9 protein-coding genes, 1 tRNA gene and 3 rRNA genes are annotated in these 20,788 nt (G+C 50.4%); 11 read left to right on the top strand and 2 right to left on the bottom strand.

Annotation, left to right across the window (positions count from 1 at the left end; genetic code table 11):
* Nucleotides 1–73 precede the first annotated feature (73 nt).
* Entirely contained in the window at nt 74–2,134 is a 2,061-nt protein-coding gene (locus BN2373_RS00065; RefSeq protein WP_154826088.1) for a cell wall-binding repeat-containing protein, read from the top strand.
* 88 nt (nt 2,135–2,222) lie between these two features.
* Here the strand turns inward: BN2373_RS00065 and BN2373_RS00060 are convergent, their stop codons facing one another.
* Nucleotides 2,223–2,738: a QueT transporter family protein gene (locus tag BN2373_RS00060; protein WP_053942165.1), complete on the bottom strand. Its 516-nt coding sequence runs from the start codon at nt 2,736–2,738 to the stop codon at nt 2,223–2,225.
* A gap of 161 nt (nt 2,739–2,899) precedes the next feature.
* On the opposite strand from BN2373_RS00060, the gene BN2373_RS00055 reads away from it, so the two are divergent.
* Genes BN2373_RS00055 through BN2373_RS00045 form a run of 3 tightly spaced genes read left to right on the top strand, consistent with a single transcriptional unit; the run spans nt 2,900 to nt 11,177 of the window.
* Nucleotides 2,900–3,856, top strand: a complete 957-nt coding sequence (locus BN2373_RS00055) for an ROK family protein (RefSeq protein WP_053942164.1) — start codon at nt 2,900–2,902, stop codon at nt 3,854–3,856.
* A complete protein-coding gene (locus BN2373_RS00050) occupies nt 3,853–7,407 on the top strand; it encodes a PD-(D/E)XK nuclease family protein (RefSeq protein ID WP_053942163.1) in 3,555 nt (1,184 codons plus the stop codon). The genes BN2373_RS00055 and BN2373_RS00050 overlap by 4 nt, the downstream gene beginning before the upstream one ends.
* The gene (locus BN2373_RS00045; protein ID WP_053942162.1) at nt 7,404–11,177 is read left to right on the top strand and encodes a UvrD-helicase domain-containing protein; all 3,774 of its coding nucleotides are present in this window, start codon (nt 7,404–7,406) and stop codon (nt 11,175–11,177) included. Before BN2373_RS00050 ends, BN2373_RS00045 begins: the two co-directional genes overlap by 4 nt.
* Here the strand turns inward: BN2373_RS00045 and ymfI are convergent.
* Nucleotides 11,167–11,925 (bottom strand): elongation factor P 5-aminopentanone reductase, encoded by a 759-nt coding sequence (gene ymfI / locus BN2373_RS00040; RefSeq protein ID WP_053942161.1) that lies wholly within the window; start codon nt 11,923–11,925, stop codon nt 11,167–11,169. The two genes, BN2373_RS00045 and ymfI, sit on opposite strands and share 11 nt — an antisense overlap.
* 128 nt (nt 11,926–12,053) lie before the next feature.
* Between ymfI and BN2373_RS08040 the strand changes: the two genes are divergently transcribed.
* The 7 genes from BN2373_RS08040 to rrf all read left to right on the top strand — a co-directional run bounded on the left by BN2373_RS08040 (nt 12,054) and on the right by rrf (nt 20,751).
* Entirely contained in the window at nt 12,054–12,848 is a 795-nt protein-coding gene (locus tag BN2373_RS08040) for a DnaJ domain-containing protein (RefSeq protein WP_053942160.1), read from the top strand.
* 8 nt (nt 12,849–12,856) lie between these two features.
* On the top strand, nt 12,857–14,941 hold the full coding sequence (locus BN2373_RS00030; RefSeq protein ID WP_053942159.1) for a glutamine synthetase III domain-containing protein: 2,085 nt from the start codon (nt 12,857–12,859) through the stop codon (nt 14,939–14,941).
* Between the two features lie 41 nt (nt 14,942–14,982).
* Nucleotides 14,983–15,408, top strand: coding sequence for a PPC domain-containing DNA-binding protein (locus BN2373_RS00025; RefSeq protein WP_053942158.1), 426 nt, complete (start codon nt 14,983–14,985; stop codon nt 15,406–15,408).
* 231 nt (nt 15,409–15,639) lie between these two features.
* Nucleotides 15,640–17,168 (top strand): 16S ribosomal RNA (locus BN2373_RS00020).
* A gap of 189 nt (nt 17,169–17,357) precedes the next feature.
* Nucleotides 17,358–17,430 (top strand) — tRNA-Ala (locus BN2373_RS00015).
* 85 nt (nt 17,431–17,515) lie between these two features.
* A 23S ribosomal RNA gene (locus BN2373_RS00010) occupies nt 17,516–20,577 on the top strand.
* 57 nt (nt 20,578–20,634) lie between these two features.
* Nucleotides 20,635–20,751, top strand: a 5S ribosomal RNA gene (rrf, locus tag BN2373_RS00005).
* Together the 16S, 23S and 5S rRNA genes with 1 tRNA gene alongside form the textbook arrangement of a ribosomal RNA operon.
* The last annotated feature ends 37 nt before the right edge of the window (nt 20,752–20,788 follow it).

The raw sequence follows: 20,788 nt of genomic DNA, 5'->3' as shown, positions 1-20,788 counted from the left end.
AAATGATTAAGGAGAATAAAAATTACCGGGGGTATTGCTTTTACTAGCCTCCATAGTATTTTTGCTGGGATTATTGATCACGAAACCAAGTGCCCAAGCAAGAGAAGGGGAAACTTCTGATCCCCAAAAGATTGTTTCCATTAATGAAGAAGGCTATGTTGAAATCCTCGTTAAGACTTATATGAAAGATTTTGAAGACGGGGAACTTCTTTCCTTTCCTGAGAAAGAATTTATCAATGAATCCTACATTGAAATTCCAGGGATCCCCTTTCCCATTCAGCTTCACAGTTTTAAGGACTTTACAGGTGATGGGCAACCCCTCTCAGGCTTTTGGAATGATGAAAATGCTGAAACCAGGATTCCCATTCGGCCGGGAAGTGAAGGTGAATCTCTATTAGAAATTGCTAAAGCCATGAAGACTCGCACATGGAGTCTATCGGTAAATCAACCAACCAGCCATTTCAAGAAAAGGCATATTGATTATGATAACACCTGGTATCAGATTGATTTCACCTTGTCCGATGATTACAGTCAAATTGAGTCCTATAAACTCTATACGATGGATCTTGAAAACAGTAAACTGATTCCTTTCGATTCCGATGAATTATCTTTTCACAACACGATGAAAACCGTCTCTCTTGAATTTGAAGGAAAGGTATCCGTAAAATCGAGCGTGGAAGGCGTAGAAATTGATTTAACAGGTCGTGAATTTGAATTTCTTCTCTTAAATGACAAAAATGAAGAGATCGGTCGAGCAAAAAGCCAGGCTGATGGGAGCATCATTTTTCCAAAGGTGAAGTTTTCTGATGAAAACCCTCATCAATTTACGGTAAAACAGGTCACAAATACGATGAACCCCGCTATTCAGTATGATGATTCCAGCTTTACTTTTACCGTCCAGGCTAAGCAAGCCCACACCAATGACTTTAAGGCTTTAGAAATTAAACCTTATAAAATATTTAAGGACAATGAAGAGGTGGAAGAAATCTCCTTCACCAATATTATTAACCAGGCTAAGGTTACTTTTGATCCTAACGGTGGAAGCGGAAAAATGAAGGAGACAATTGTAGATGTCGGATCAACATATAAGCTTCCTCAATCCGACTTTACACCGCCTGCAAATAAGGAATTCAAGTCCTGGAAGGTTAAGGACCGGGAATATCAGGTTGGGGATAGCCTCGTCATCAATTCCGATACTTCCGTTCAAGCGGTTTGGTTGAATAAGGAAAAACCGAATCCTCCCGTTAAGCCTTCAGATAAGGACAATGTTGGTGGGGAGGACCGGATTGATACGGCGATTAAAGTATCCGAGCGTTATTTTACCAAGGCAGATTTTGTGGTGATCGCCAGAAGCGATGATTTTCCGGATGCATTGACGGCAAGCGTCCTTGCAAAAGCGGTAAATGGTCCAATTCTTCTCACCAAAGGGGACTCCATCTCTCCGGATCTTGAAGAAGAATTAAAGAGACTGGGAATGAAAAAGATTTATATCGCAGGTGGAGATCAAGCGATTTCTGACCGTGTTGAACATCGGCTAAAGAAGCTGGCGGATGTTGAAAGGATTGGGGGAAGAGACCGCTACGAGACTTCCGTACTCATTGCAAGAAAAGTGGTCGAGCTGACCGGCAATAAGGGCAAGGCCACGGTAACTACCGGACAGGACTTTGCAGACGCCCTGTCGATCAGTCCTTATGCGGCAAAAATGGGCTATCCTATCCTTCTTGTAAAAGGGGATTTTGTGCCTGAAGTTGTAAAAACAGCCGCTGAAGAACTGGGAAAACAAGGCGTGTTTATTCTGGGGGGTGAAAAAGCTGTTTCCGATCATTTGAAGAAAGATTTGCCTCCGGTTTTGTTGAGAATTGGAGGGGAAGATCGGTATGAGACATCAGCACTAATCGCCGAACGTCTATTTGGAGATTCAAAGAAAGCTTTCCTTGCTTCCGGTCAGGTATTTTCTGATGCCTTAGTCATTGGGCCTGTTGCAGCAAGTGAAAACGGACCGGTTCTTTTGACAAAGAAAAGCAGTTTACCAAGGGTGATGAAGAACCATATGGAAAAGGCAAACTATCAAAAGATCGTGATCATCGGTCTTGAAGACGCCATCCAGCCCAGTGTCAGGAAAGAACTTCCCTAAGATTTGGTTTATACAGAATTGTGAAAAAAGCCCCTTCCTCGATTTGTATTATCCGGGGAAGGGGCTTTTGTTTGCTGAGGGCGGATAATTATTCCTTCACCGGTTCCATAGTCGGGTCAACAACCGCTTTTGTAAACGCTGGCAGGCGAGTCAAGAGGAGCATGACAGGAAGACCGATCAGGGCAACGATAACAAATTCGGAGAGGGCGATAGTCCCATAGGTCTCCATGAATAGAGAGGGAGGGATTTCGCCGATGATGGTTAACTCGCCGGCAATGATGAAAGAAAAGAGGGCAGGTCCAAGTGAAGCAAGATATTTCGAAGACATTTTGGCCATGAAAAGGACAGCGACCAAGGTATGGAAGCTACCAAAGAAAACATCAATCAGGCCCAAGGGAGAACCGAGATTGGATAGGAAACATCCCAGAGTCAGGCCGATAGCGTTTTTGGGATCCAGGAAAGCCAGCCAAGTGAGGATTTCACTATAGCGAAACTGGATGGGGCCATAGGCAAAGCCCTGGGCGGTGTAGGTGAGGACGGTGTAAGCGGCGGCAATCAGTGCCTGGCGAGCCAAGAGTTTGGCTGAAAAATGAAATTTTTGCATAATTATACTCCTTGATTTTTTAAGTGGGTGCCAAGTAAACACTTTGAAACGATAGTAAAACGCTGTTTATTGTACACGAAAAAAAAGCGAGGAGCAAGGCGGTTCCATGGGGAAAGGAGGAGGGGAATCTGTTAAAATGGAGAAAGAACGGAGGGAAAGCGATGAAGAAAATTCTAGGTATAGATATTGGTGGAACAACGGTAAAAATGGGCCTTTTTTCTTTGGATGGAGCCAAGAGGAAGGAAGGCGTTTTTCGTTCCTCCCGGGAAGTCAGCCCGGAGGACTTTCTACAAGGGCTGGCTAAGGAAGCTCGACGGCTGGTGGAAAGTGATGGAGACCTTGACGATCTTAAGGGGATAGGGATCGGGATCCCCGGGCCCGTTGAAAACCAGAAGGTCGTAACCAATGTGGTCAATTTGGGCTGGGGTAAAGTTCCCGTTGTTGACATCCTCCAAGCTTATTTTCATTGTCCCATTGTATTGGATAATGATGCCAATGTTGCGGCTATGGGTGAACTTTGGCAGGGGGCAGGATCCCATGTCCGATCCATGATCCTGGTTACCCTGGGAACCGGGATCGGGGGAGGAGTCATCATCGACGGTAAGTTGGTCCAGGGAGCTCATGGAGCCGGAGGAGAGGTCGGCCACATCCCCTTCCTTGACCATGACTTGAAGAAGGAGTGCGGGTGTGGGGGCTACCGGTGTTTAGAGCTGGTGGCCTCAGCCAGCGGAATCATCCGACGGACCAGAGAAGCTCTGGAAGAGGGAAAAATCCCCTCCCGGTTGGGGCGAGTCAGGAACCTCAATGCCAAACATATCCTGGATGCGGCCAAGGCAGGGGATCCTTTAGCTCAGCACATTGTCGAAGAGACCGGGGAATATCTGGGACGTGGATTGGCTATCATCTCTTCGGTTCTGGATCCGGAAGAAATCGTCATTGGCGGAGGGGTATCTGAAGCAGGGGATATTTTCCTTGACCCGGTCAGAGCCCGCTACCGCCACTATGCCTTTAAGGAGTTGAAAGAAACCCCAATTGTCAAGGCCAGCCTGGGTAACCAGGCGGGGATGATCGGAGCAGCTCGTTTGGTTCTCGACCTGGCCTGGGAGGCAGAGATTTGAACCCCCTTCGTGTCCACCTCTCCCGACACCCTGATTCTGCTGCCGCTTCCCTCTACCGATCCATAGGAAAATGGCTGAAGAATAAGGACAACAAGGCCATCCTCCTGGTGCCTGACCAGTATACGGTGGAAGCGGAACAGGCTCTGTTTGATTTCTTTCATCGAGAAGTCCTCCTCCGCCTCCAGGTAAAATCCTTTTCTTCCCTGGCTCGTGATATTTTTGAAAAGGGTCAGGGTCGGAAAGACCCTATGCTTTCCGGGGATGGACAAAAGATGGTCCTCCGTCTTCTTCTGGAAGAAGGAGAGGAATGGAAGGTTTTTAACAGGGAAGTGAGGGGGCCGGGATTTCTAAGCCTATTGGCCGACCAAATTCGAGAGTTTAAGGAATATGGAATTGGGCCTGATGACCTGGTATCCATGGCGGAGACCATGGACGTTGATTCCCTTTCCCGGGAAAAACTCCTGGAGACGGCCCGGATGATGGTTTCTTATGAAGGATCCCTGGCCGGACGTTTGGATGATGAGGATGACCGTCTTCGCAAGGCCTTTCGCCAGGTCAGTGAAGGGAAAAAACGAGGGGAGTCCTTTTTCTCCAGGACCGGTTTTTTTTTCGAGCACTTCCATTCCCTGTCTAAAACGGAACTCTATGCCCTGGAATCCCTACTAAGCCTTGGACCTGTCGACATCTCCATGCTTCTGGATGTCGATTTGGCTCGGGAGCTCCTGCGGGCGGATGATCGGACTCCGGAACAAGCTCTTTCTGCCGGTCTGGATCGTCTTGCCCCTGATGCCGGGGCCTTTGCTCTTTCCCTCCACTTTTTGGACAAGGTTAAGGGCTTGGCACAGGATAGGGGTGGCAGGGTGGAGGTCATCCCGGCCCAGGATGACCCCGATGACCCTTTTGGCCACCTGGCCTCTTCCGTTTTTTCCTATCGGACGCTTGCTCTTCCTAATCAGGAATTTCCCCTGACTTTGAGAGAATATCGAAAGACAGAGAGCGAGGTCGATGGTCTGGTTCTGGAAATCCGTAAGTTGGTCCTGGGCCATGGAGTCCGGTATAAGGACATCCAGGTCATTCTCATGGACCAGGAGGAATATCGGGGCTTTCTCCGGGAAAAGCTGGACGGTGAAAATATTCCTTTTTTTGATGACGACCAGCGGCCGGTCCACTTCCACCCCCTGATGAAACTCCTCGAGGCCGGCTTGGAGGTGGTGGAAAAGGGACCCACAGTTTCGGCCTACCTCCAGCTCTTGAAATCAGGCATGTTGGGATTATCCGACAGAGAAATTGAGATTTATCAATCCTACATTACACAACGAAAAATCATGGGCCGGACCCTGGACCGCGAAGACTTCTTCACCATGGACCCGGTTTTTTACCGTGCCCTGATCGAAAGAGGGCAGGAAGAGGAAGCTAGCCGCTTGGCTGATCATACCCTGGTTGCCCGATCCGTTCAGGAAAAAATCAAGTCGGTCTTGGCCGTCCTTTGTGCGGGAAAAGACAAGGCTCCCATTCGGGAAAGAGCGAAAAAGGTTTATCTTTTTTTGTCGCAGAACCTCATTAAGACCTCCTTTCTGAACTATGGTAAAACCTTGGAGGAAGCAGGAAACCGGGACGCTCTGGAGGTTCACCTCCAGCTTTGGGACCAGGTTATGGACCTTTTGAATTCCACGGTTACCATTGGGGGTGACCGGGAGGTTTCTGCCTCTGTCTATATCAAAATCCTGGAAGAAGGCCTGTCAGATATGAAGTTGGGGGTTATCCCTCCCTACCAGGACCAGGTGGTCATCTCCAGCTTGACCCGGTCCAGGGTCCGGACCCGGCCCTATGTCTTTATGCTGGGGGTTAACGATAGGAACCTACCCCAGGCATCACCGACCCAAGGACTTTTTACTCCCCTCGAGAAGGAGTCCTTCCGGGAAAGAGGGTTTTTCCTCCCCTCCATGCCGGACTTCCGGGCGGAGGAGGAAAGGTTGAACTTCTATTCGGCTCTCCGAAAGGTAGGAAGCCGTCTCTACGTTTTTACCGCCAAGCTCAACCGGGGAAATGAAAGCCTGAGACCCTCCTACTGGATGCAGAGCCTGGCCCGGTCCGCCGGAAAAAAAATTGACTTTATATCGGACTTCAGTCTTGAAGATTCCCTTTATTCCCGAACCCTCCGTTTAGCCCTCCTCCCTGATGCCCTTCGGGGGGAGGACTCGGCTACAGAGGATGAAAAGAAGAAGGAGAACAAGGATCGAGCAAGAAAAATATTTACTCTCCTGGACCGGACCTCCTGGCCCCGGGATCGGGACCTAATCGACCGGGCCCTCCACTATACCAATAACCGGCCTCCTCTTTGCGAAGAAGTCCGTTCCTCCCTCTTTTCCGGAGATCGTGTTATTTCCGCTACCGGTCTGGAAACTTATGCCGCCTGCCCCTACCAGTCCTTTGTCCGGTCCATCCTTCGGGTTAAAGAGCCTCGGAGTTTGGAATTTGATGCTTTGGACCTGGGCAACCTCCTTCATGATAGCCTATCCGGCTGGTCTGCCTTTCTAGCCAATCATTTGGAGGAATTGGATGGCTTAACGGAAGAGGTCTCCTTCAATAGGGCCTTGGAGGCCTATCGAGAGACCCAAATTGGCCTTCTTGACCGAATCAAGAGAGAAGATCCCAAAAATGCCTACCTTTTGACCTTGACGGAAAAAAGCTTGATGGATAGCCATAAACAGGTTTTCCACCAGGTCAAGGGGGCCCATCTCGCCGCCCTCCGCCATGAGCTTTCCTTTGGACCGGGGAGGACTTTCCCGGGCCTTCTGATTGGCAGGACTTCGAAGGGTGAAACCAGCCTCCTCCAGGGCAGGATCGACCGGGTGGATGAGGTTCTGGTCGGGGAAGGACAAGACCGAGAACTTTTCCGCCAGGTCATCGACTATAAGACCGGAAACAAGCCCTTTGATCTAACCCGTCTCCTCTATGGTCTGGATCTCCAGCTCGCTCTTTACTTAAAGGCAGTCACCCAAAAGGCCAAACCCTTCGGCTTCTTCTACATGAGCCTAAGGCCGGAGGACATCATCAAGGTGGGGGATGCTAAAAGCCTGGACCGGTACATCAAAGATAAGGGGAGGAATTTCCTGGGCAGCCTCCGCCTGGACGGGATCCTGGTGGATGAGGATTCCGCCTTCCGGGCCATGGACAGCCGCATGGTGGAAAAGAAGACCACCAAGCAAAGCGAGATTTATAAGCTGGGGTCTTCCCAGGCCACCCTCCACCAAATGGAGAACGGAAGCTTTGAAAAAGTGGAAGGAAGTTCCTCTGTCCAAGCCCGGCTATTTACCGCCGACCAGATGGACCGACTTTTGGACCAGGTCCTCCTTAAGGCCGGCCAACTTGATCAAGACCGCAGGTCAGGAAAGATCGACATTGCCCCCTACCGGACAGTGACCAAGCAGACCCCCTGTGCCTACTGCAACTACCGGTCCATATGTAAATTTGAGCCTCGCGGCCAGTTTGGTCGTTTCCGGACTATGGAGACCGTCCCAATTAACGAATGGAAAGGAAGGGTGGAATGACCCAAGTCCAATTCACGGAGGAGCAAAAGAAGGTGGTGGAGGAGAGAGACAGAAACCTCCTCGTCTCCGCCCAGGCCGGGGCGGGGAAGACAGCTGTCCTTGTAGAGCGGGTTATCCGGGAAATCCTGGAAGACGACCGGTCCCTGAAAAACATGCTCATCGTGACCTTTACCAACAAGGCGGCCAACTCTCTGAAAGAAAAAATTCGAGAAGCCCTGACCGGAGCCCTAGGGGCAGATCGGGAACCACCTCTTTCTCCGGAAGCCCGCTACCGGCTCTTTGACCAGGTCAACAGCCTGGCCTCCGCCAATATCCAAACCCTTCATGCCTTTTGTTACGAGAAAATTCAGGAGAATTTCGACCGATTGGGTATGGATCCGGGGGTCCACATCATTGAAGCCAAGGCCCTGGCCGAGCTCAAAAACCAAGCCATGGATGAGCTTATGGATACCGTCTATACAGAGAGGGATCCCGAGGTCATGGCCTTCATCGAGGCCTATGGTTTGTCCAACCGCAGAAGCGATGACCCCCTCCGAACCATGGTGGACCGTCTGGTTGCCTGTATGGACCAGGTCAGCAATCCTGAGGAGTGGGTCATGGACAGGGTCAACCGGGTTGGAAGCCCTGATGATGTCGAAGAGAGCTTTCAAGCGTATAAAGCTTTGGTGGTACTTCCTCTCCTCACTGCTTTTGTTAAGGAATATGAGGTATTTTTGGATCGGGCTGAGGAGGAACTGGGGGCTGTCGACCCCGGTCTTGGCCGAGCCTATGTAGAGGCCCTGGAAGAGGAGCCGGTCTATTATGAGGAGGCGGTTCTCGCTTATTTTTCCGGGGATCCCTCTCTCATTCAAAGCCCGCCAAGCTTTAAAGCCCTGACCGTATCGAAAAAATACGGAGAAGAGGCCGTGGCCATCAAAGATAGGTTCAAGAAAAACCGGGACCTCCTTCGCCGGCGTAAGGAAGAACTACTAACAGCGGTAAAAAAAGCCGACCGGGAGGCCCTGGCTCAAGAGGGGGAGAGAATAAAGACCTCCCTGACCATCCTGGTTGACCTGGCTCTGGACTACAAGTCCCGCCTCCAAGCCCTGAAAAAAGAAAATCGAGCCATCTCCTTTGACGATATGGAACACCTCATGGTCCGCCTCCTTGACATGGAGGACCTACGGAAGGATTTTCAAGATCGCTACCAATCCATCTATTTTGATGAGTATCAGGATGCCTCCGACCTTCAGAACATTATCATCGAAAAACTGGCCGGAGATCGGGGAAGGCTCTTTTTTGTGGGAGACATCAAGCAGTCTATCTACGCCTTCCGCAAGGCCCAACCCCAAAACTTCATCGATCGGATGGAGGCCTATGAGGACGAAAGAGATGACCGGTCACTCGCCCTATTTCTGACTTATAACTTCCGGTCGGAGAAGAATGTTCTGGACTTTATCAATGCCGTCTTCGACCCCCTCATGGTCCCCGAACGGGGGGAGGTCCTCTACCGGTCGCCGGGACAGAGAGGGCGGGTCAACCTTCCCGCCCAGGAGAGGGCTCTGGAAGACCTGGAGAAAGGGGTCCTGCCCGGGCAGGTGGAGGTTGTCTTGTTGAACCAGGAAAAGGAGGAGGAAGGTGAGGAAGAAGCGGTCGCCGGAGAGGGGGAGGAGTATATCAATGAAAAGCCTGCCGGAGCCTTTTACCTTGCCCGGTGGATTAAAAATTATTTGGCAGAAAGCCCGGACCACAGCTACCGGGACATCACGGTCCTCTTCCGGAAGAATATTGCCAGCTTGAACTATGATTATGTCCTTCGTTATTTCGGGATTCCCACCCATACCGACCTGGGGTCCGTGGATATGGAGGCAACGGAGCTGGCCATCGCCCTCAACCTCCTCAAGGTCATTGACAATGCTCGGGAGGACCTCCCCCTTCTTTCCGCCCTATCTTCCTATGTAGGGGGCTGGTCGGATGATGACCTGGCCTCCGTCCGGATCTTCCATCCCCATGGATCTTTCTCCGAAGCCTTTTTTGCTCTTTTGGATGTTGAGGAAGTTGACGGTGACATGGACAAGACCGGTCTATCCTATGATGACCTCCGGAAGCAGGCCTTGGAATTTTGGTCCAGGATCCTTGCCTTCCGCAAGGCCCAGGACCTTATGCCCCTGGCGGACTTCGTAGCCTATGTCTTCCGGTCTTCGGGGTTCTACGACTATGTTCAGGCCATGGACCACGGAGGAGAGCGGAAAGAAAACCTCCATGTTCTTCTCCGCTACGCCGAGCTATATGAAGGGGAAGGTCGATCCGACCTGACCGGGATGATCCGCCGGCTTGAGGAAGAAACCGGATCCGGAGGGGAGGGAATGAATCCTGCCAATGACCTTTCCGAATCGGACAATGTTGTCCGTCTCATGACCATTCACGGATCCAAGGGCCTGGATGCTAAGGTGGTAGTCCTTGCTGACCTGGCCGCCCGTTTCCACGGGAAGTTAACCGAACCCTATTCCTTCTCCACCGAAGAAGGGCTGAGCCTGGCTGACCGCCGGGAGGACTCGGAGACCGGAAAGATCCTGGAAGGCCCGTCTATCCGCCTGGACCTGGACAAATCCCGCCAGTTGGACCGGGAGAGAGATGAGGAAGTCCGGATCTTTTATGTGGCCCTGACTCGTGCCATCTCCCGCCTGGTTCTGATCGGTGGAGGAAAGGACCTGGCGGATGCCTTCCTCCGCCCCCTGGCCCGCAATGGAGATGAGGTCCAATTTGAACTGGACCAGGGCAAGTCCTTCCAGGACTGGCTCATCACCCTACTCCGCCATGACCGGTCCGCCTGGACCCGGGCCCGGGGATCCATCGGTCAAGACCTGAAAAACCGGGTCATCCGACTCCCGGAAGGGTCCGCCTTTTCGGATGATCATCTTGAAGATGGCCGTCCCAAGGACGGATTTTCCCTGGTTATTGAAGAAGAAGGGGCCTACCGGCCATGGGATGGGGAGGTTTCTCAACCCTTGAAGAACCCACCACCGAAAGAAGGTAGTCAACAGGAAGGAATTTGGAAGCGGGCAGAAGAAGTCATGTCTTTTACCTATCCTGACTCTCGTGGCCGTATCCAACCCATTAAAAAATCAGTGACTGAACTGATTTCTCAGGAAGAGACAAGCCTTTTAAGCGGATGGAGACCCGGGGAGGGGAATACCGGGGAAGGGGATCTTTTATCCATTCCCGAATTTCTCCGAACAACGGGAAAAATTCAGGGGGCCGACTATGGTTCCATCGTCCATAATATCCTCCAAACTCTCCCCATCCGGCCTTATAGCCCGGAAGAATTGAAAGAAGAAATCAGGGGGCTTGTTGACCGGGCATATCTAACCGACGAGGAAGTGGCAGGCGTTGACCTTGACCAAGTCCTCGCCTTCTACCACTCCCCCTTGGGGAAACGCCTTTGGGCCATGGGCCCGGCTATCCACCGGGAAGAGGCCTTCACCCTCCGGATCAAAGAAAAAGACCTCCCTCCGGGACTTCGTCCAGGAGAAGGCCAATACGGTGAGGGAACCCTCACCATTGATGGTCGTATGGACTTGTTTGTCGATCTGGAAGAGACCGGTGAAGGAAAGACGGGTCTCCTTCTCCTGGATTTCAAAACCGATAGAGTCATGGTCAAAGACCGCTATATTGACCAAGTCAAGCTCTATGCCCTGGCCTTGGAGAAGGCTTTGGGCAAGCCGGTGGTCGAAGCCTACCTTTATTGGGTTCGTCATAGAAAGGCCGAGAGGTTAGACCTCACGAAATAATCCATCCCCCATTGGGAGAAATAACCTGGCCGGTGGTGGCCTCCGCTTCCTTGGAGGCAAAATGGTCCACCCAAAGGGCAACCTCCTCCGGCTCAACCATCCGGCCCAGAGGGATTTCAGAGAGAGCCACCTGGACGGATTCCTCATCCAGTTCTTCCATCATGGGGGTGTCCACCATTCCGGGGGCAATGCAGTTGCAGGTGATGCCGGAAAAGGCAAGCTCCCTGGCACAGGACTTGGTAAAGGCAATGATGGCTCCTTTTGTAGCCGCATAGAGGGATTCACAGGATGCCCCGACCATCCCCCAAACGGAGGAGATGTTGATGATCCGTCCCCACTTTCGGTCAACCATGTGGGGGATGGCCAGCTTAGTGGTGTAAAAGTAGCCATTAACGTTGATGGAGAAGACCCGGTCCCACTCCAGGGGGGAGATGTCCTGAACCATGCCATAGGTGGAGACACCGGCATTATTGACCAGGACATCTACTCCTCCAAAGGTCCTGTTAACTTGACTAAAAGCCTCGGAAAGCCCGTCAAAATCGGAGACATCGGTTTGAAGGAAGAGGCTATCGGATCCCTTTTCCCGGCAAAGGGCGGCCACTTCCCTAGCCTCTTCTTCGTGTTGCCGGTAAAGGAGGGCAATGTTTCGGCCCGGTCCCGCCATTCGGAGAGCAGTAGCTCGGCCAATTCCCCGGGATCCTCCGGTGATGAAAATTGTTTCTTTCTTCCTCGCATTGGACCCTATCATACTTGACCCAAGCCTCCTTTTTTTCATATTATTAACGATATTGAGTGTTAAAATAAAAACCAAGTATATTGAAGCTTTTGACTTTCGCTAAGCTTCATTTTATCTAAATTTTATCACAAGGAGGGCCCATGAAAAAAATATGGGGAAACCTGTTATTCGGTCTGGCTCGTTTCATCGACCTGGTCTTTGGAGGCCTGATTGGGGTATTGTCTGCAGCTGTCGGTTTGGTCGAAGGAATACGCCAGCTTTTCCTTCCCCTCCTCACCTGCTTTGGCTTTACCATTTTTTCCGGGGGGATTTTCCTTATTCCCTTTATCCACCCCGGTTTTTTAATTTTTATCATGGTCTTGGTCCTTTTTCCTTTTTTAGGGATGACCTTTGTCTCTTTTTTGGATTATGGACGCTATATATTCACCGAATACCTCTATGACCAAGCGGATTATTACCGCCTGGGTAAAGACTCTAAGAAGGATTTCTCTCACTATGGTCCGGCTTATCGGAGACAGAAGATGCGGGAGGAAGAAGAAGCCCGCCGTCGGGCACAAGAGGCTCAAAACGCTCGTTGGGAGGAGATTTTTAAGGAGTTTTACCGTCAAGCCGGTTACGGTGGACAGGGTTATGGACAGACCGGTGGGCAGGGCTATAGCCAGGGAGGGTATGAAGGCTACCAGAACAGCGAGCGACAGCAAGGAGCCTACAATCCCTTTGATGATTTTAAGAAAAAATACAAAGAGGCTTGCGATACCCTGGGCATTCCCTATGATACGGACGAATACCAAGCCAAGTTAGCCTACCGGAAATTGGCAAAGAAATACCACCCGGATATTAATAAGGAAGCCGGAGCAACGGAAAAATTCCAGAAAATCAACCAAGCCTATGAATTCCTTTCCAGGGAAAACATTGATCGCTATAAGCGAATGTAGGAGGGGCCATGTCCAGCAAAACCGTCCTGGAGAAATTTGCCGAGAATCAATTTAACAAGGAAAAAATGAGGGACTACTTGCCCAAACCGGTCTTTCTTGCCTGGCAGGAGGCCTGTGAAAAAGAGCGGCCCATCAATCGGGAGGTGGCAGATGCCATCGCTCATGCCATGAAAACCTGGGCTATCGAGCGAGGAGCCACCCATTTCTGCCACTGGTTCCAACCTCTGAATGGAAAGACGGCCGAGAAACATTCTTCCTTCCTCCAAAAGGGCGAGGATGGTCGACCCATGGACCGGTTTTCCGGAAAATCTCTGGTCCAAGGGGAGACTGATGGGTCTTCCTTTCCGAATGGGGGACTGAGAGACACTTTTGAAGCCCGGGGCTATACCTTCTGGGACATCACCTCCTATGCTTTTGTTCGAGGAAAGATTCTCTATATTCCCTCGGTTTTCATTTCTTATAACGGTCAGAAGCTGGACCTCAAGCTTCCGTTAATCAAGTCCATCCGGGCTCTGGACAAGGAAGCCTGTCGGGTGCTTAGGCTTATGGGCAAGGAAGTTGAGTTCGTCAAACCCATGTTAGGTTTGGAGCAGGAATACTTCCTCCTTGACCGGAAGGAGGCGGACAAGCGACCGGATATAAAATTTTGCAAGCGGGTTCTCTTCTCCTCCGACATTCCCAAGGGAGGGGAGTACGATCAGACCTATGCCGGGAGGATAAATCCCCGTGTGCAGGCATTTATGAATGATGTTAATGAAGAGTGTTGGAAGCTGGGGATCTATGCTGATATTGAGCATAATGAAGTGGGTCCCGGCCAATATGAATTTTCATCGACTTTTGATGAATCGGTCACTACTATCGACCAAAATATGCAGGTCATGGACATTCTGGAGAGGGTTGCCCTACAACATGATATGGTCTGTCTTCTTCATGAAAAGCCCTTTAGCGGCATGTCCGGATCCGGAAAGCACAACAACTTTTCCCTCCTGACCTCCACAGGCGACAACCTTTTTGACCCGGGCGACCACCAGCCGGAAGATCTCCAATTCTTAGTCTTTATTGCCGCTTTCATCATGGCCTGTGACCGTCATCAGGTTTTATTGCGGATGGTCTCTTCCTGTGAGGGCAATGACCACCGTCTAGGCGGATTTGAGGCTCCGCCGACCATTACATCAGTTTACCTTGGTGCTCCCCTCCACAGGCTCTTCATGAACCTGGTGGAAACGACGGATATTTCTCCTGTGGAGCTGACCACCTATATTGAGCCCATTATCAACCTGGCCGGCCAAAAGGTGGAGGCAACGGACAGGAACAGGACCATCCCTATTTCTTTTACCGGAAATAAGTTTGAATTTCGGATGTTGGGTTCTTCACAAAACGCCTCTTTCCTCAATACCGTGATTTACGCCGCCATGGCCCAGTCCCTTCGAGAAATCGGGGATGATTTGGAGAAAGCGGAGATTGGCTCCAATGAGGACCTCCACCGGGTAGTCCTGGAGATTGTTCATCATATTGCCCTTGACCATGCCCGTATCCTTTTCGATGGGGATGCTTACACAGAAGCCTGGGTGGAAGAAGCGGATAAGCGTAAGCTCTACCGGTCCGACAACTATATCGATACTGTTCCCATTTTAACTGACCCACAGACTGTGGATCTGTTAGAACCCTTTGACATCCTGAATCGGGTTGAGCTTCAGGCTCGTCAGGACATCCTCATGAGTGAATTTATCCACCTGGTTAAGATTCAAGCCCGGATTTTAACACGGATGGCTTCTCAAAAGATTTATCCAGCTTTGGCTGATTACCAGTTGATCTTAGATCAATTAGTTTCAGGGGAGAGAGTGACATCCGCCAATAGGAGGTCAGACCTGAATGCCCAATTTATGGACCGGATTGACGCTCTAACCTTGGACTTGGAAAATTTGACGAATGAAATTATTCAGGAAGAGTCAAACGAAAAGATTTGCCGGGATATGGTTGAGATTCTCCGCCCCAAAATGGATGAGCTTGTCCATCTCTTAGAGAAGGTTGAACTCAATACGCCCTATCTGGTCTATCCCTATCCCGGGGAAGAGGACCTGGTTGTTCAGTAAGACGATAAAAGCTTTGTTAAGTGAAAAGAAAGGAAGTCATTATGGACTATCGTCGTTTCGGAAAGACCCTGGTTTGTCGAATTGACCGGGGAGAAGAGGTTATCGCCTGTTTGGAGGAAATTGCGAAAAAGGAAAATATCACCATGGCCGATATTCGGGGAATTGGGGCAACCAATGATGTCCGCCTGGGAGCTTTTTCTTTAGAGGATATGACCTTTAAGGAGCACCATTTCACCTTTTCTGCAGAAATTCTTTCCCTTCTGGGGAGCATTACCACTAAGGACGGGGAATTTTACCCCCACCTCCATATCAGCGTCTGCAATGAACAAGGGGAGTGCTTCGGTGGTCATGTGAAAGAGGTTTATATTTCCGTAACCTGTGAACTCTTCATTACTGAACACGATGGAAAAGTTGACCGAAAAATGGATCCGGTTACAGGGATTAATATTTTTGACTTTGATATTTGACAAGTTGCCTTTTGGCGTGTATCATGTTTAACGGCCTTGAAAAAGGGAGGTCAAAAAACAGGATTTTATAAAATAATTTCAAGTTTACCTTGACAAGACCTTTTTGAAGTGCTAGATTATATTGGTCACCTCGAGTGACGCGATCTTTTCAAACAGAATAGCAATCAATGAACTTGAGTATCACATTCAATGTAACTATTGATTTTTCGAGTCAGAATATGACTCTCGAATTTATTTGAGAGTTTGATCCTGGCTCAGGATTAACGCTGGCGGCGTGCATAACACATGCATGTTGAACGAGAATCTTTTTAACGGATCCTTAGGGAGAAGATAGAAAGAGGACAGTAGCGGATGGGTGAGTAACACGTAAGGAACCTGCCACGCACAGGGGGATAGCAGCCGGAAACGACTATTAATACCCCATGACACCTCATTTTCGCATGAAAGAGAGGTCAAAGATTTATCGGTGTGTGATGGCCTTGCGTCTGATTAGCTGGTTGGTAGGGTAACGGCCTACCAAGGCGATGATCAGTAGCCGGCTTGAGAGAGTGTACGGCCACATTGGGACTGAGACACGGCCCAGACTCCTACGGGAGGCAGCAGTGGGGAATTTTGCACAATGGAGGAAACTCTGATGCAGCGACGCCGCGTGAACGAAGAAGGTCTTCGGATTGTAAAGTTCTGTCCTGGACGAAGATAATGACGGTAATCCAGGAGGAAGCCCCGGCTAACTACGTGCCAGCAGCCGCGGTAATACGTAGGGGGCGAGCGTTGTCCGGAATGATTGGGTGTAAAGGGTACGCAGGCGGCCTATTAAGTTTGACGTGAAAGCCCGGGGCTCAACCTCGGCAAGCGTTGAAAACTGGTAGGCTTGAATAGTGGAAGGGACAGTGGAATTCCTAGTGTAGCGGTGAAATGCGTAGAGATTAGGAAGAATACCGATGGCGAAAGCAACTGTCTGGACACATATTGACGCTGAGGTACGAAAGCGTGGGGAGCAAACAGGATTAGATACCCTGGTAGTCCACGCCGTAAACGCTGAGTGCTAGGTGTCGGGGGTCAAACCTCGGTGCCGCCGTTAACACATTAAGCACTCCACCTGGGGAGTACGCACGCAAGTGTGAAACTCAAAGGAATTGACGGGGACCCGCACAAGTAGCGGAGCATGTGGTTTAATTCGACGCAACGCGAAGAACCTTACCAAGGCTTGACATAAAACGGATGGGTGTAGAGATACACCGTCTCTTCGGAGCTGTTCTACAGGTGGTGCATGGTTGTCGTCAGCTCGTGTTGTGAAATGTTGGGGTAAGTCCCGCAACGAGCGCAACCCCTGTCGTTAGTTACCAGCAAGTAAAGTTGGGGACTCTAACGAGACTGCCGGTGATAAACCGGAGGAAGGTGGGGACGACGTCAAATCATCATGCCCTTTATGTCTTGGGCTACACACGTGCTACAATGGTTGGGAACAAAGCGCAGCGAGACCGCGAGGTCAAGCGAATCGCAGAAAACCAATCTCAGTTCGGATTGGAGGCTGCAACCCGCCTCCATGAAGTCGGAGTTACTAGTAATCGTGGATCAGCATGCCACGGTGAATGCGTTCCCGGGTCTTGTACACACCGCCCGTCACACCATGGAAGTTGGTAATACCCGAAGTCGCTGAGCGAACCGCAAGGAAGCAGGCGCCGAAGGTAGGATCAATGACTGGGGTGAAGTCGTAACAAGGTAGCCGTAGGAGAACCTGCGGCTGGATCACCTCCTTTCTAAGGAAAGCTTGAGAAGGTGAGTAAGAAATACGAGAAGGAAGGCAAGGGAAAAGGCGTCAGGTAACTGATGAAGAAGTACCGAAACCGAATTCGCGAAAGCTTACGAACAATTCTTGGAGCAGACAAAATGGTCGAGAGACCGAAAATCATAAGTTTATTGATTGCTAATCGCGTCCGAGGCGACGTGGGGGTGTAGCTCAGCGGGGAGAGCACCTGCCTTGCAAGCAGGGGGTCAAGAGTTCGATTCTCTTCATCTCCATAACCCTTCATCATGAAGGGTTTTTTCATCAGAGGTTAAGACCTTCGATGTGGTCCTTGACAATCGAATAGTAAAAGATATTTCTGGTCAAATCGAGAAGAGCACGAGGCGAATGCCTTGGCACATGGCGCCGACGAAGGACGGTCAAGCACCGATAGCCGCGGGGAGTCCAAAAGACAGTGATCCGTGGGTTTCCGAATGGAGCAATCCGGCAGGTGAAGAACCTGTCATCCTACCGCCAATCCATAACGGTAGGAGGGGACACCCGGCCAACTGAAACATCTCAGTAACCGGAGGAAAAGAAAGCAAACGCGATTTCCTTAGTAGCGGCGAGCGAAGGGGAAAGAGGCCGATAGTGAAGAAGACGAAAGAGACCCAGGCGAATCTTCTGGAAAGAAGAACCAAAGAAGGTAAAAGTCCTGTAACTGAAAGGTTTTGCCGTTGTCACGACAGAGTACCATCGAACACGAGAAATTTGGTGGGAACATGGGAGGACCACCTCCTAAGCCTAAATACGACCATGTGACCGATAGTGAACAAGTACCGTGAGGGAAAGGTGAAAAGAACCCCGGAAGGGGAGTGAAAGAGAATCTGAAACCTTGTGCTTACAAGCAGATAGAGGGGTCATGCACCCTGATATCGTACTTTTTGTAGAACGGGCCAGCGAGTTATATTCGTAAGCGAGGTTAAGCCCTACAGGGGCGGAGCCGGAGGGAAACCGAGTGTGAATAGCGCGAGAGTTTGCGGATATAGACCCGAAACCGGGTGATCTAGTCATGAGCAGGATGAAGTAGAAGTAAAATTCTATGGAAGACCGAACCAGGTGCGGTTTAAAACGCATTGGATGACTTGTGATTAGGGGTGAAAAGCCAATCGAACCCGGAGATAGCTGGTTCTCCTCGAAACCACTTTAGGGTGGGCCTCATGAGGAAGATAAAGGGAGGTAGAGCACTGAATGGTCGCGGGGGATATATCCTACCAACACCTATCAAACTTCGAATTCCGTTTATTATCCATGGGAGTTAGACTATGTGGGATAAGCTTCATAGTCGAAAGGGAAACAGCCCAGACCGTCAGCTAAGGTCCCTAAATCATGTTCAGTGGAAAAGGAGGTCATTCTACTTAGACAACCAGGACGTTGGCTTAGAAGCAGCCATGCATTGAAAGAGTGCGTAATAGCTCACTGGTCGAGTGGAGCGGCGCCGAAGATACACGGGGCTAAACATGATACCGAAGCTACGGGATTGATCGAGACAAAAAGTATTTTGTTCAACACGCTTACGGATTGTGAAGACTAGAAATATCGAAGTCAAATTTCTACAACGAAAACGCGTTAAAGAGATTGAGGTAAGAAGCAAGTTATCTTTATTGAATTAATGCAATTTCACGCAAGAGAGATTCACAAGAAACGTGCAAGTGAACAGAATACTTTTTGTCTTGACAATCGGTAGAGGAGCATTGTATGTGCATTGAAGCAGAAGGGATAACCCACTGTGGAGGGCATACAAGAGAGAATGCTGGCATGAGTAGCGAGAAGGCGAGTGAGAATCTCGCCCGTCGAAAGCCGAAGGATTCCTGAGCAAGGCTCGTCCTCTCAGGGTTAGTCGGGACCTAAGCTGAGGCCGAAGGGCGTAGGCAATGGATATCCGGTGGAGATTCCGGAACTGTTTTTACTCGTTTGAGAGAAGTGTTGACGCAGAAGGCTAAGGGAAGCAGGCGAAAGGTAGAGCCTGTCCAAGGAGGTAGGCGAGTTCGGTAGGTAAATCCGCCGAATGGTGCTGAGATCTGATGGGGACCGAAAAATAAGTAGGGAAGTCTCTGATGCCCGGCTGCCGAGAAAAGACGCTATCGAGAGTAAGAGCACCCGTACCAAAACCGACACAGGTTGGCAAGATGAGAATTCTAAGACGCGCGGAAGAACCTTTGTTAAGGAACTCGGCAAAATGACTCCGTAACTTCGGGAGAAGGAGTGCCATATAAAAATAGAACTTCACGTTCGACGAATCGTATGGCTGCAGTGAATCGGCCCAAGCGACTGTTTACCAAAAACACAAGTATCTGCGAAGTCGTAAGACGAAGTATAGGTGCTGACACCTGCCCGGTGCTGGAAGGTCAAGGGGAAGCGTTAGCGCAAGCGAAGCGTTGAACTTAAGCCCCAGTAAACGGCGGCCGTAACTATAACGGTCCTAAGGTAGCGAAATTCCTTGTCGGGTAAGTTCCGACCCGCACGAAAGGTGTAACGATTTGGGCGCTGTCTCAACAAAGGATCCGGTGAAATTGTAGTACCCGTGAAGATGCGGGTTACCCACGCTAGGACGGAAAGACCCCATGGAGCTTTACTGTAGGCTGACATTGGACTTTGGTTTTTAATGTACAGAATAGGTGGGAGACTATGAGCTAGTGGCGCCAGCTGCTAGGGAGTCGCCTTTTGGATACCACCCTTTAAGGACTAGAGTTCTAACCTAGGTCCGTGATCCGGACCGGGGACACTGTCAGTTGGTCAGTTTGACTGGGGCGGTCGCCTCCCAAAGAGTAACGGAGGCGTTCAAAGGTCTGCTCAGGATGGACGGAAACCATTCAATGAGTGTAAAGGCAGAAGCAGGCTTGACTGCGAGAGCAACAACTCGAGCAGGTGCGAAAGCAGGACTTAGTGATCCGGCGGTTGCGAGTGGAAGTGCCGTCGCTTAACGGATAAAAGCTACCCTGGGGATAACAGGCTTATACCCCCCAAGAGTTCACATCGACGGGGGTGTTTGGCACCTCGATGTCGGCTCGTCTCATCCTGGAGCTGGAGCAGGTTCCAAGGGTTGGGCTGTTCGCCCATTAAAGAGGTACGCGAGCTGGGTTCAGAACGTCGTGAGACAGTTCGGTCCCTATCCAGCGTGGGCGTAGGAAATTTGCGAGGAGCTGCCCCTAGTACGAGAGGACCGGGGTGGACAGACCGATGGTTTACCAGTTGTCCTGCCAAGGGCACCGCTGGGTAGCTACGTCTGGACAGGATAAGCGCTGAAGGCATCTAAGCGCGAAGCCCCCCTCAAGATGAGATTTCCGAAAGAGACCAGGTAGAAAATCTGGTTGATAGGTCAGAGGTGGAAGTGCAGTAATGCATGAAGCTGACTGATACTAATTACTCGAGAATTTGACCAGAAATATCTTTTACTATTTGAGGTTAAGGTGAAACAAGAATGAGGTGTTCATTCTTCATATGGTGATGATAGCAAGAGGGATCCACCTGTTCCCATTCCGAACACAGCAGTTAAGCCTCTTCACGCCGATGGTACTTGGTTGGAGACGACCTGGGAGAGTAGGAAATCGCCAAATAAGAAGCCCGAGAGCAATCGCTCTCGGGTTTTGCTTT

The organism is Kallipyga gabonensis, from assembly GCF_001286805.1.
In the GTDB taxonomy this organism is placed as follows: domain Bacteria; phylum Bacillota; class Clostridia; order Tissierellales; family Peptoniphilaceae; genus Kallipyga; species Kallipyga gabonensis.
Note: the sequence above shows the minus strand (reverse complement) of the source record. Positions and strands in the feature narration are given on the sequence as shown.

Coding starts and splice junctions, on each gene's coding strand:
- BN2373_RS08040 (WP_053942160.1), top strand. CDS start 12,054: ATGAAAAAAATATGGGGAAACCTGTTATTCGGTCTGGCTCGTTTCATC.
- BN2373_RS00045 (WP_053942162.1), top strand. CDS start 7,404: ATGACCCAAGTCCAATTCACGGAGGAGCAAAAGAAGGTGGTGGAGGAG.
- BN2373_RS00060 (WP_053942165.1), bottom strand. CDS start 2,738: ATGCAAAAATTTCATTTTTCAGCCAAACTCTTGGCTCGCCAGGCACTG.
- BN2373_RS00025 (WP_053942158.1), top strand. CDS start 14,983: ATGGACTATCGTCGTTTCGGAAAGACCCTGGTTTGTCGAATTGACCGG.
- ymfI (WP_053942161.1), bottom strand. CDS start 11,925: ATGATAGGGTCCAATGCGAGGAAGAAAGAAACAATTTTCATCACCGGA.
- BN2373_RS00055 (WP_053942164.1), top strand. CDS start 2,900: ATGAAGAAAATTCTAGGTATAGATATTGGTGGAACAACGGTAAAAATG.
- BN2373_RS00030 (WP_053942159.1), top strand. CDS start 12,857: ATGTCCAGCAAAACCGTCCTGGAGAAATTTGCCGAGAATCAATTTAAC.